Source organism: Candidatus Acidiferrales bacterium (assembly GCA_036514995.1).
In the GTDB taxonomy this organism is placed as follows: Bacteria; Acidobacteriota; Terriglobia; order Acidiferrales; family DATBWB01; genus DATBWB01.
On sequence record DATBWB010000111.1, the window covers coordinates 1 to 13,052 of the forward strand.

A 13,052-nucleotide genomic window follows, 5' to 3' on the forward strand; every position below is an offset into this window, starting at 1 on the left:
TCTTCAATGGTCCGCCCCAGGTCGCGCGGGTCGCACATGAGCAGCAGCGCGGCGACGGTTTGCATCGCGTTCAGCAAGCCCGAGACTCCATTCTGGCGATGGGTCACGGAGTAGCCCAAGGACGCATAGAAATCGCGCGGCAGGGTGAGCCAGCAGGAGGTCGTATGAAATTCGTTCTCGGGCAACTGGAGCTCGCCCGCGCCCACGTTCTCGAGCGTAAAGAATTTGATCTTCTTGAATCCAACCACCTGGCGCCGCACCAGCACTTCGCCATGGCGCTTCGCCGCCGGCCCCCGCTCTTCCCTCTCAAATTCCTCCAGAATTTTGACTTGCGTGTAGGAAATCGCCTGGGTGAAATAGTCCGTGTCCACCTGCTTGACGTAGGCCTTGCGCTCCTTGAAATCGAGCTTCTCGACGTGGTGCTGCTGGCCCTCGTGGATGTAGATGGCTTTCTCGTGCAGGGTCGCCAGCGCGCTCGGAAAGTCCACTTCACCGATCACCCGCGGCTCGCCGGTGATGTCCACCACCACAAAATTGTCGGATGAAACCGATCGCAGGCTGACCGTATCCGCCGGATAAGCCTCCTGGGTCCAGTGATAGACGCCCCCGGTCGGATAAAGAAACCCGCGCTCGGCCAGGAAATCGCAAATCTCTTCGACCGGTTGCCCGCCAAACATTTCCTTCTCGCCGATCGGCAGCTCAAAGGCCGCGCACTTGAGGTGATTCAAGAGGATTTCGAGGTTATCGGGGTTGACGTAGCCATGTTCCGGCGAATTGCCGAAGAAATACTCGGGGTGGTTGACGATGTACTGGTCAAGGGGATGGCTCGAAGCCACCAGCACCGCGCAGGAGGTTCCGCTGCGCCGGCCGGCTCGCCCGGCGCGCTGCCACGTGGAAGCTATCGTTCCCGGATAGCCGGCAAGGATGGCCGTATCGAGCGACCCGATGTCAATGCCGAGCTCGAGCGCATTCGTCGCCACCACCGCCCGTATCGAGCCTTCACGCAGGCCGCGTTCGATTTCCCGCCGCTCGCTGGGCAGGTAGCCGCCCCGATAACCGCGCACCGTCTTCTCGTCCACCGGCCCGCGCTCGAGCGCCTGCTTGAGATACGTCACCAGAATTTCGGTCGTCAGCCGCGTATTCGTGAACACGATGCTTTGCGACCCGCGGCGCACAAATTCATGGGCGATGCCGGCCGCTTCATTGACGTAGGGCCGGCGGATACCGAGAAACCGATTGACCACCGGCGGATTGTAAAATAGGAAAAATTTCTCGCCCGCCGGCGCCCCGCTCCGGTCAACCAGCTCCACTTCCTCTTCGATCAGCCGGCCGGCAAGCTCAGCCGGGTTGGCAATCGTGGCCGACGAGCAGATGAACTGCGGGTTCGAGCCGTAGAAGCGGGCGACGCGCTTCAGCCGCCGGAGGACGTTCGCCACGTGGCTCCCGAAAACTCCCCGGTAGGTGTGCAGCTCATCGAGCACGATGTAGCGCAAGTTTTCAAACAGCCGTGTCCACTTGGTGTGGTGCGGAAGGATGCCGGCGTGGAGCATGTCCGGGTTGGTCAGGACAATGTGGCCTTGCTGCCGGATGGCCTTGCGCGCGTCGGCCGGAGTGTCGCCGTCGTAGGTGAACGTCCGGATGGGCGCGTCCATCTTGTCAATCAGGTCCTCGAGCTCGGCAAGCTGGTCCTGTTCGAGCGCTTTGGTCGGGAAAAGATACAGCGCGCGAGTGTCCGGGTTTTTGAGCACGGCATCGAGCACCGGCAGGTTGTAGCAAAGCGTTTTGCCGGATGCGGCCGGCGTGACGATGACGACGTTCTTGCCCGCCGCGATGCGTTCGGCCGCGTCAGCCTGATGTGAGTAAAGTTGCTCGATGCCTTTCTGGCGATAAACCCGGCGCAGCTCCGGGTGAGTCCAATCCGGATAAGGAGCCAGAACCGCCGGGCGCGCCGGCAGAAGCTCGACCGCCGTCAAGACTGGATGCTGCCGGTTCTTTTCCTGGAGGGTATTGAGCGCGGAGTGCACCGGCGAGGTTGCCCCCGCCCCCGCTCGCACAGGATAGTTCATGGATTCATCTTCTCGTCTTCAGGCAGTGAAGGTTAACCTGCAAGCAACAAGGCCGGTCAACCCGACTGCGGTTGAAGCGGCTCTTTCTTTCGCTTTTTCTTCGCCGGAGGATAGCATAGCGGCCGGGTGGCGGCAAGGCCCGATAATATCCGGGTAAACGTCAGTGCCTCACCGGCTGAATGGCGAGCTTCCCGAGCCCCACTGCGATGACCTCGCCGGCCGTGGGCCCACTTGGCCCCTCAAAATCAAGCCTGCTTCTGAGCAAAAAAGCCGGCGTGGTTCCCCGGAGGCTTCGGAAGATTCGCCGGGCCGCGGTCTTTCTTCCCAGCCTCTCCTCAAGCTGCGCGATGGAAATTTGACTCCACAGCCCGACGCCGGCATCGGCCAGCGGATCAGACGAAGAGGTCTTGCCAGCGCGCCGCAGAAAATTTCTGGCCGCCGAAATCCGTCCCTGGCGGAGCCCGATGCGCCCCAGGCGAAGAAAAACCCATCCCAGGGACCCCGAGACATTCTCCGGGTCGAGCTGCGCGGCCTTTTCGAGTTCCGCCTGGGCATTTGCCGCTTTCCCTTCCTGCAGGAGATCGTCAGCGCGACCCATCCGCTTCGAGACCGCGCGATTGACCCGGGCGGCATCGGTCCAGCGCAGAATTTTCAATTCCGGGTCGAGGTCGATCGTCGGCCGTGTCCCGCTATAGGTAATCGTGAAGGGAGTCGCCGAACCGATCGTCGCCACCGAGTGGTCTATTTTTTCCGTCGAAGTCACGAGCGGCAAGTCCACCCGGACGCTAAAATTCTCCGGCACGTCGGCAATGCGGATGGTAGCCTGGAACTCGCCCGGGGGCGAATTCGCCAGCACGTCGAGAGAGATGGTTGGAATCCCGGTCCCGCGAATGTAGTAGTCGAAAAACCACTTCAACTCGCGGTGAGAAACCTCCTCGCAAATTTTCTCGAAGTCGGCGATCGAAGCCGCGCGACCGCGATAGCGAGCGTAGTATTCCCGCAACGCCTGCTCCACCCGGCTCCGTCCGATGACCGTTTCGAGCGTGGTGAAGACCAGCAGCCCGCGCTGGTAGAGCGTCGCGTCAGCGATGGAGGCGCCATCGGTCGAAAACAGTTTCAGTCCGGCGGAAATCGGCCGCAGCGGGTCCACCGCCAGCGCGCCGAGATGCGAACGCTCGACCAACAATTTCGCCTGCGGCGGATCGGTCTCGCGGAGATAGAGCAGCGCCGCATACTGCGCCAGCCCCTCGGCCAGCCATCCGTCCTCGGCGCCCGCGAGGGTCACTTCGTTGGGGAACCACTGGTGAGCCAGCTCGTGCGGCAAGAATTCAGGGCTGTAGAGCGCCGCTCCATCGAACTCCACCCCTTCCGGACTGATCGCCGAGAAGCCTGCCGCCGCATATCCTGCGGCACCATGAGATTCGATGGGAGCCTCCAGCAGCGAGAAAGACGCGTGCGGGTAGGGAGCGAATCGCGCCGCATAAAACTCCAAAATGCGCCGGGCGCGCCCGAGCAGCCAGGAGCTTCGCTCGGCGTGTTGCCCGGGCAAGTGGATCGCATAAGTGATGGCGCCTTGCCGAAGACGCTGTTCCCGGTAAGGGCCTGCCGCGACGGACCGCGATGACACCGCCGAGCCGGCCTGCCAGACAAAAGTCACCTGTTTCCCGTGTTCCTCGCGGCTGACGAGGTTGCCCGAGCTCACCGCTTCCCACCCTGCCGGCACCGTGATCCTGGTTTCGAGTTGTGTGAACGCAGCCAGATCCACCGCCGGATACCATCGGGCATCGTCTCGCAGCAAAATCCCGTCGCTCCGGACGAAATCCAAAAGCCCGCCGCGGATTTTTCCGCCATAGCGAAATACCAGCGTAATTTTGTCTCCGGCTGCCGCCGGCTTGTCCAGATCCACCAGCAGCTTCGGCGAAAGCGCCAGCCGGCTCCGCTCGAACCTCAGCTTCTGGCCCTCCATGGTTTCAACCGAGTGAATTTCGAGCGAGCGTGCCAGTTCCAGCTCCATCGCTCGCATCGGCTCAACCGCCCGCAGATCGAGTGAGACTTTTGCTTGCAACTTTCCCTCCGCCGGCGAGAACGCAACCTCGATGCGATAGGCTTCGGCGCGGACGGGGGAAGCAGAGGAGGTAAAGGAGGTAAAGGAAGCAGAGGAAGTAGAGGAGGCAAAGCAGGCAGAGGATGCAACTCCTTCAAGACTGCTGCCGGGAGTCAAGAAAGCACAAATAAGTAAGATGAGAGTCAGAAGGCCTCTGCGCATTTTGTTTTCATTTGTTTTCATTTGTTCTCAGGGGTCGCGAGGTACGGGATGGCTTTTTCGGCCGCGGCCCGCCACCGGCGATTCGCCGTTCCCTTGACTTTTCCTGCGCCCGGACGTTATATCTCCTTCGTGGCGGAATCCTATCTGATATTTGACTTTGGCGCGAACGAAGAAGCCGCGCAGCATGCCCGGCGCCAGGTGGAGCACTGGCGGCACGTTTTTCGTCTTGGCGAAAAGCTTCAGTGGAAAATCGAGCGCGCCGGGCCGGGCAACGGCGGAGAAAAGATTTGGCTGCTTCTCCGGCTCGATTTCTCGCACCACGAAAAATTGAGCTTCCAGCGCTGGTTCGAGCGGATTCCCGCCGAAGAGCCATTCAAGCAGTTCCCTCACAACGCGGTGGGCGAAGAAAACGGCAAGTTTGACGAAACCAAAGAGCGATTTGACGCGCTGCCTGAGAGCGAAGCCGAACGCCCTTACGAGCGACGCCGCTGAGCATTTGGACGAGCCCACTGTCTCGCCGAGCCGAGTTTCTTGCCATCCCCTAAAATTCCATCTCACGGGCCAGCGCCAAGAGCGCGGTCGAATCGTCCGCGTCGGCGTAACGTTTGTAGAGCAGTTCGGCCCGCACCCGGCCGTGAACTGGATTTCTCATTTGATTTTTCATTCGATCTGCCAAGGGATACCGATACCGCCGCACCTCGCCGGCTCGCATGCGGTTGGCTCGATCGTAGTCCAACCGTTCTTCCCTTTGCATCACGACGCGGCCTGAAGGGTGACGCACGCTGACTCTCAGCCAGAATTGACTGAAGCCGCCGCCGGGCAGGGTGTGCGGCATGAAGCCGTTGTCAATCGTCGCCTCCACAATTCCCTTTTCGACCTTCAAACGCAACTGGGCGGAGGTCGAGAGAAATTTCGGGTCCAGCGGGCCGAGGAAAAGATGTCGCGGTACCTGCCGCCGCGGCGCATGGCCGTAGTCAGCGCCTTCGACCAGCGGCATTTCCGCGAGCGGCATGTGGCAATCGAGGCAGGTGACGCCCGTTTTCTTCAGGCTCGATTGACGCCACTCGGTGATTTGATCGTAGCGATCGTTCTGGCCATGACACGAGGCGCAAAACTCGACTGAGCGCATCCGCGCCATGTTCTGCTGGGAGGGGTGCGGCGAGGGAATGGCGTCAAACGGGCCGTGCATGGCTCCCCGGGCATCCTGGTGGCACGCGATGCAATCCACGCCGCGCTGGCGCGCCATCGGGCGCGTGCGTGGAGGCTTGCCGGCCTCGCGGCTCATGATTAGGTCCGGGGCGTGGCACGGAGCGCATTCCGCCATCCTTCCCTGAGCGCGCTTTTGAAACTCGCTGCTCGACCAGCTCCGGGCGTGCGCCGATTGCTGCCAGTCCCCGGCAATCTGAACGTGGCAACCGGCACAGTCGAGTTGGCTGCGGCTGCCCGCCCCCTGGCAAGCAACAAGACCAAGAACCGAGAGCAGCGCGATGGACCTCATCCTTTCGCCACCCACGCTCAAGGCAAGCCTTTTCGCGACGGCCCGATTCACCTTTCTCCCTCCGCGGCGGACAGCTTTCCGCCGCGCTGTTCTTCCACGAGGCAGTCCAAGGTCTCCGCCACACTCCAGGCCTGGGCGACAGCTCCTCGCGGCGCATGGGGCGGATCGCCGTCAAATATTTCGGAAATGCTGCCGAGGCAGGCTTCTCCGAGATGATCCTCGAAACCAGCCAGCGCCTGGCCGACGAATTCTCGGGTGGCCCCGGTGTCGCCATGAACGCGGCGATAAGCTCGAAGGAAAGGTCCCATCAACCATGGCCAGACCGTTCCCTGGTGGTAGGCCGAGTCGCGCTGTTCGACATTACCCTGATAGCGAGGCTGGTAGCCGGGATCTTCCGGGTCGAGCGTGCGCAGCCCGCAGGGAGTAAGGAGCTTTGCCTGAACCACCTCGAGTACGGCCCGCTCCTGCTCCGGCGAGAGCAGAGAAAAAGGCAAAGCGATGGCAATCACCTGATTGGGCCGAATGGTGGCATCCGGCCCATCGGCGGCCAGCACGTCGTAGAGGCAACGACGATCCGGATTCCAGAATTTCCGTCGAAAACTATTTCTCGTTCGCTCGGCCATGCTGCGGAATTTGGTGACATCCGAGTTGTACTCAAGTCTGCTGGCAAATTCCGCCATGACGCAGAGAGCATTGTGCCAGAGCGCTGAGACCTCGACCGGCTTGCCCCGCCGGGGTGTGACCACCCGAGCGCCCACGCGGGCGTCCATCCACGTCAGCGCCGCCTCGCTCGAGCCACTGAGCAGGCCATCTTCCGGATCCATGCGGATATTGTGGCGCGTGCCGCGCCGATGCGCCTCGATCACGCTTTTGAGCGCCGGATAGATCTCCTCGCGCAGGAATCGCCAGTCGGCCGTGGCTCGGAAATAGGCATGACATGCATGAAAAAGCCACAGGGTGGCGTCGATCGTGTTGTACTCGGCCGTGCCCGGCCGATCGACAGGCGAACCCTGGTCCTCATGAAGCAGATTGGGAAGCAGCCCGCCACGGCAAGCCCCAATGCAGGATGCCAGCATTTCGCGGGCCTCAAGGTAACGCCGGTTGGCGAGCAACAAACCGGGCAGGCTGATCATGGCATCGCGTCCCCAGTCGGAAAACCAGTGATAGCCGGCAAGGATTGCCTTGCCGCCCTTGCTCCGGCTCACCACAAACGCATCCGCCGCCAGCGAAAGCTCCCGGGCCAGTTCGCCTTCGGCCGAGCAGAGGGCGGCAAGCTTTTGCCGCCGGGCGCGCTCCTCCCGTTCGAGCGCCTCGCCGGCATCAGCCACGTCCACGTCCGGCTCCAGGCTGGCCAAAACGAACAGGCAAGGCTTGGCCGGGGTCAAGGTTGCTTCCAAGACTCCGTAGTGAAATAGATCCTCATGCCAATCCAGCCCGCGTTCGAATTCGCGCAAATATTCGAAGCCCCGGTACCACTTTGGATCCGCGAGGAAACGGTCAAAATTGTGCGCCAGATGGATGGCGGGCAAGTCCGGATAGGGCTTCAAAACCAGACGCGCCTCGCCGCCCTCCGGCTCTCCTCGTATTCGTTCGTTCGCGTGAACGAGGGAATGGAACTCGCGCGCCGCCACCAGCGGCCGGATGAGCAGCCGGGTGTTTGCCGGCGCTCCTTCAAATTCATACCGGATCAGGGTGGCGTTTCGTCCGTGCAGGGCGAGTACCTTTTTGGCGAGTCGCACGCCTTCGACTTTGTAAACCCACGTGGGAAACGGGTCCAGGCGAAACTCGGCGACATGGCGATAACCTTCCGGCGAGATCGTGAAGCGAAACTGGTTGGTGGAAAGGGAAAAGGTTTGGCCGCCGATAAGGAGCGATTCTTCGATTCGGGAGAGCATCACGTGCCGCTTGAGCGGCGGCTCAAGCGCGGCCACCAGCAAGCCGTGATAACGACGCGTGTGCGCCCCGGCCACCGTTCCCGACGCGAATCCGCCCAGGCCGTTGGCTTCAAGCCACTCCAGGCGGCTCGAGGTTTCGTAATGGGCAATCCGCTCGCGGGGCACCCGAATCATCGGCCAAGTTTTATCATGACTTTGACGACTTGAGCTGCACAAATGAGCAGGCAAACCGCGAAAGCTCTTCCCGGGGCTGCCTGTCGCTTCCCCGGCTTGCCTATGGGCCAAAGCTTGTGGTATTGGATGTGCCTACCTGTCCCATGACCCGATCCGGGGACCAGAGAGGAGATCACTATGGAGCCATCCAATTACCATGACGCCGATCTGCTGCTGCGAATCTACGACATGCGGCGCGAAACGCAACTGCGCCAGGCCCGCGACCTGGTGAAGACGCTCAAATTCAAGAACGCCGCTGATTTTCAGAAGCGCTATCCGGAAGGCTCGACTGGCGGCAAGGCAGTCGGGAAGGTCTTTGGCTATTGGGAGCTGGTTTGCGCGCTGGTGGATAAGGGGCTGCTCAACGAAGAACTTTTCCAGGCCACCAACTTCGAGCATGTCGGGACCTGGTACAGGTTCAAATCCGTGGTGGAGTCCTGGCGGAAAGAATGGAACTATCCCGAGCTTGCGCTTCCGCTCCAACGCGTCGCCGAGCGCCACCCGGCCTATAAAATGATGGATGCCTGGACAGAGGCTATGGAGAAACCGAAGGGGAAAAAGGCCAAGGCGAAAGCAGCCGGTCGTTAATGGGCGGGGGCGGGCTCAAGAGGAGAGGCAAGCGAGCGCTGCACGACTGCCAGAAATTCAGTCACATTAAAAGGCTTCTGAATATAGTGTATGTGGTGCTCTTCGACCAAAGAACGCACCTCATCCTGCCTGGCATCCGACATGGTAAGGACAAAGCGTTGCTGCAACTGGGGACGATGTTTCTGAATCCAGAAGAACAGGTCCTTTCCTGAGATCTCCCCCGGCATTTTCAGGTCGGTCACGACCAGATCGACCGTCTCTCGTTCGAGCGCTGCCAGGGCTTCTTGTCCGGAACGAGCCGTCAAGACAGAGAACAGTTTGCCTTTCAGGATCTCCTGTTCCAATTCGAGGACGGCTTCTTCGTCGTCCACCAACAAGATGCGGGCGCCGGCCGGGACTTCCTGGAGGGAGGAAGCCGCTGCCGCGACGGGTTTGGCACCGCCGGTAAGAATGGGCAGCCTGACGCGAAACAGGGCGCCCGCAGGCTTGCGGTTTTCGGCGGAAATTTCCCCGCCGTGTTCGCCCACGATGCCGTAGCAGATGCTCAGGCCGAGGCCGGTCCCCTTGCCCACCGCCTTGGTGGTGTAGAAGGGGTCAAAGACCTTGGAAGGATCCTTGATCCCCGGACCGTTGTCGGCAAATTCGACGATGATGTGGCCGTCACGAGAGAAGGTGCGGATTTCTATTTTGCCCTTTCCGTTTTGCTTCTGCTGGATGGCATCGCAAGCGTTGTTGAGGATATTGAGAAAGACCTGCTGAAGCTGGTGAGGGTCGCCGGTGGTGGCGGGGAGTTTAGCTTCCAGTTGCCGGTCCACCTGCACGTTGTTTAACTTGAGGTCATATTCGCGGAGAGTGATGGTGTCTTCGATGACGCGGTTGATATCCACCAGGTGGCGTTCGAGCTTGGACTGGCGGGCAAAGCTGAGCAAGTTCTGGACAATGCGGTGGGTGCGCTGCGCCTGGCGCAGCAGCTTTTCCGTGTATTCGTTGGCCTTGGGTCCCACCTCGGGATTGTTCTGCAGGAGCTGGCTGTAACCCAGGATAGCGGTCAGCGGATTATTCAATTCATGGGCCACGCCGCTGATGAGCTGGCCGACAGCAGCCATCTTTTCGCTTTGCAGCAACTGTTCCTGGGTATGCCGCAGATCATCGTAGGCACGGAGAGTTTCTTCATAGAGACGGATTTTCTCCACGGCAGCGGCAATCTGGTTGGCGACTGCGGTTAGCAGGCTGAGGTCAGCTGGCGAAAACTCTCGCACCGAGCGGCTGCCCACCGCCAGGCCGCCGACGATTCTATCCTTCGACCAGAGAATTACCAGGAAAGTCGTATGCAAGCCTTCCTTGTCCATAATTTCCCGGAAAATGGGCGGGACGAAGGGGAGGTGCTGCATGGTCAGGACGTTCGTGTGCGCTCTGGTGAGGTGATCGAGGAGGTCCGGCGGCAGGCGCAAGGGCGGGAAGCGATGAGCAAATTCGGAGCGGAGTCCGAGAACCGCCTTGCGCTCCAGGAGAGCAGTGCCGGGAGGCATCAAATAGATGGCCCCCGTGTCCATGGAAAAGAGCTCGACCACCTGGCGGAGCACTTTGCCTAGAATTTCATCGAGGTCGAGCGACTGGGAGAGAGTGCTGGCGATGGAGTTGAGAGCCGAAAGCTCGCGGTTGCGCCGGCGGATTTCTTCGGCGGTGCGTTTCTGTTCGGTCACGTCGAGGACAAAGCCCTGGTATTCGACGATGTTTCCTGAGACGTCGCGGACGGCGAAGCTGGATTCCGACAGGGCGATGAGTTCGCCCGTCTTCTTCCTCACGTCCAGTTCGTAGCCCATGACGTTGCCCTTTTCGGCGAGGAGCTTCTTCAATGCCTCGCGCTGTTCAGGGCGAACGTAGAGCTGGTTCACAATGTCCACGGCGAGGAGTTCTTCCCGGCGGGTGTAACCGAGCATCCGCATGAAGGCCTCGTTGAAATCAACGAAGCGTCCGGCCGGGGTCGAAATGAATACACCTTCCTGGACATTGTGAAAGAGGTTCAGGTAGCGCTCTTCCATCCCCTTGCGATCGGAAATATCGCGGAGGACATGAACAAACTCGTTCTGGCCTTCCTTGTCGGCCAGCCGCGATGTCGAAACGAGGAAGTGACCGCCAAGGGCAGCTTCGTGGATTTCCTCGCCGGCGTCGAGGGCCATGCAAAAACGGCAGGCTGCCTTGCGGCCCGTGCCGAATACTTCCGAGATATCTCTGCCGACGATTTTCGACGGAGTCCGGCCTATGCGCTCGCCAAAGGCGCGATTGATTCGCCGAATGACGTTCTGGCTGTCGTGGACCAAGATCGGATCCTGGATGGAGTCGAAGGTATTCATCCATTGCAGTTGAGCATTGACCACCTGGCTGAACAAGCGAGCGTTCTCCACCATGACCCCGATCTGATTGGCCACCGAGTGGAGGAAGTCGATCTCCTCCGTCGTAAAAACATAGGCATCGATCGAGGCAATGCCAAGAAGACCGAGGGCTCGGTCCTTGGCGCGCAATCCGACCACAAGAGCGGAGTGAACGCCAGCCTCGCCGAGGATCTGCCGGAGCGGCGTCGGAGTGGAGTCGTCGAAATAAACGGCGAGGGGACGGTCCCGCTCCATGGCCTGGGCGATGGGGTCGGAAAAGGGAATGGCACGGCGTCGCTGCATAAAGCTTTCCGGGAACCCGCGCCAGACGCGGGCCACCAAGGCCCGTTCCGGACTTTCTTCGACCAGGCGGATGATGCCATGCTTGAAGGCCATGGTTTCTAAAATCTGGTCGAGGCTGTTGCGGAGCATCTCATCCAGATAAAGGGACTGACTGGCGACGGCGGTAATGCTGTTGATGCGATTCAGCTTGCGGTTGAGACGCTCGGCCCGGGCGCGGGCATCGTCGAGCACGAGGACTGCCATGCCGACGCCCAGAGCCACCTCCAACCAGCCATTGATCGAGACGCGCAAGAGCAGTCCGGTCTGTTCCGACCAGAACTGCGAGTCCACCATATGAATCCCATGGAGAGAAAAGGCGGCGGCTAAAATCTTGTCGCCCAGATTGGCGCTGCCCCATTTGCGCCAGGCCAGGAGAGAGCCAGCAAGCAGGAAGAGCGCCATGTGAAGGAGAGTGGTAACGGTGGCTGCCCAAAACCGATCGGCCAGATATTCCGCTTGAAGCAGGGACCAAACGGCCCCGATCACCGCGAAGGCCGGCACCACAAAGGCAAAGCGGCGATAACCCAGATATTCGATGACCGCGTAGAGGAGCAACAGGGTGCCAGCGAAGAACCCGATGCGTGCCAGCAGGAGCCATAAGGGGCGAGGCTGCCAGTAGTTCAGCAGAGCAAACAGAGAGTAGGCAAAATAGATCAACCAACCGAAAATCCAAGCCGCGAAATAGCGCTCGCGGTAGGAACGAAAAAGGAGAATCAGCGTCAGCAGAAGGACAAAGATTGCCGACGCTTCCGAGAAATAGACGGCCAACAACCCCTGTTGCGCCAACCTCAGGGCCTCCTCTGCACACGGGGACAGCGCCGCTCGTGCGTTGGGATGTGCTGCGGATTACCAGCAAGGGAAGGCTGGGCACATTCTCCCCTTTCTGCCCAAAAAAAACAAGTAATTCCGCAAGCGGGCATTGACGTTTACACTATAATAGCTGGTTCGGACGAGGAGTTGTCTGTTGATGCCCAATGCCCGCATTCTGGTCGTTGACGACGAAGAAGCCATCCGGGAAGTGGTGACGACTCTCCTGGGAGCGGTCGGCTATGACTGCAGCGCTGCCGCGAACGCGCTGCATGCCCTGGAATCTCTCGCCCGCAACGGCCATGACCTGGTCCTCAGCGACGTGGTCATGCCGGAAATGGACGGCCTCAAACTGTTGGAGCGGATCAGGCAAAAATACGAGGACGTGCCGGTGATCATGATCACCGCCGTGCACGACATCTCCACTGCCCTCGACGCTCTCCGCAAAGGTGCCTATGACTACATCCTGAAGCCGTTCGAGAAAGAGCAGCTCTACTTGAGCGTGCAACGGGCGCTGGAACATCGCCGCCTGGTCCTTGAAAACCAAAACTACCAGCGCAACCTGGAACAACTGGTGCAGGAGCGAACTCGCCAGCTCTCCATGGCCCTGAGGGAGCTTGAAAAATCGTACGACTATACGCTGGAGGCGCTTGGGGGGGCGTTGGACTTGAAGGATTCGGAGACGGAGGGCCACTGCCAGCGCGTCACTGCTTTCACCATCGCCATGGCGAAGGCGATGGACATCAAGGCCGAAGAGCTGCGCGTCCTGGCTCGGGCGGCGTTTCTCCACGACATCGGCAAGATGGGTATCCCGGACGAGATCCTGCGAAAGCCGACCAGCCTGACTGCCGAAGAGATCAATATCGTCCGCAAACACTGCGATATCGGCTACCGCATCCTGGAGAGGATTCCGTTTTTGAAGGAGGCCGCCGAAATCGTACGCGCTCATCAGGAACGTTTTGATGGGACGGGCTATCCTCGCGGGTTGAAGAGCGAGGCGATACC

The 13,052-nt window shown here is 60.5% G+C and carries 8 protein-coding genes; 3 read left to right on the forward strand and 5 right to left on the reverse strand.

Annotated features, from left to right (window positions below; all coding sequences use genetic code 11):
* On the reverse strand, window positions 1–2,066 hold a 2,066-nt coding region (locus tag VIH17_07915; GenBank protein ID HEY4683159.1), incomplete at its 3' end, for a DEAD/DEAH box helicase.
* 160 nt (window positions 2,067–2,226) lie between these two features.
* Window positions 2,227–4,131 (reverse strand): M1 family aminopeptidase, encoded by a 1,905-nt coding sequence (locus VIH17_07920; GenBank protein HEY4683160.1) that lies wholly within the window; start codon window positions 4,129–4,131, stop codon window positions 2,227–2,229.
* A gap of 249 nt (window positions 4,132–4,380) precedes the next feature.
* Here VIH17_07920 and VIH17_07925 point away from each other — a divergent pair, with 249 nt between their 5' ends.
* Complete coding sequence (locus tag VIH17_07925) at window positions 4,381–4,824, forward strand: hypothetical protein (GenBank protein HEY4683161.1); 444 nt, start codon at window positions 4,381–4,383, stop codon at window positions 4,822–4,824.
* Between the two features lie 49 nt (window positions 4,825–4,873).
* On the opposite strand, the gene VIH17_07930 is transcribed toward VIH17_07925, so the two are convergent.
* The gene (locus VIH17_07930) at window positions 4,874–5,881 is read right to left on the reverse strand and encodes a multiheme c-type cytochrome (GenBank protein HEY4683162.1); all 1,008 of its coding nucleotides are present in this window, start codon (window positions 5,879–5,881) and stop codon (window positions 4,874–4,876) included.
* A complete protein-coding gene (locus VIH17_07935; GenBank protein HEY4683163.1) occupies window positions 5,878–7,899 on the reverse strand; it encodes an amylo-alpha-1,6-glucosidase in 2,022 nt (673 codons plus the stop codon). The genes VIH17_07930 and VIH17_07935 overlap by 4 nt, the downstream gene beginning before the upstream one ends.
* A gap of 177 nt (window positions 7,900–8,076) precedes the next feature.
* Between VIH17_07935 and VIH17_07940 the strand changes: the two genes are divergently transcribed.
* Entirely contained in the window at window positions 8,077–8,526 is a 450-nt protein-coding gene (locus VIH17_07940; protein ID HEY4683164.1) for a hypothetical protein, read from the forward strand.
* On the opposite strand, the gene VIH17_07945 is transcribed toward VIH17_07940, so the two are convergent.
* Window positions 8,523–12,026, reverse strand: coding sequence for a PAS domain S-box protein (locus VIH17_07945; GenBank protein HEY4683165.1), 3,504 nt, complete (start codon window positions 12,024–12,026; stop codon window positions 8,523–8,525). The two genes, VIH17_07940 and VIH17_07945, sit on opposite strands and share 4 nt — an antisense overlap.
* Window positions 12,027–12,207: 181 nt before the next feature.
* Here VIH17_07945 and VIH17_07950 point away from each other — a divergent pair.
* On the forward strand, window positions 12,208–13,052 hold an 845-nt coding region (locus tag VIH17_07950; protein HEY4683166.1), incomplete at its 3' end, for a response regulator.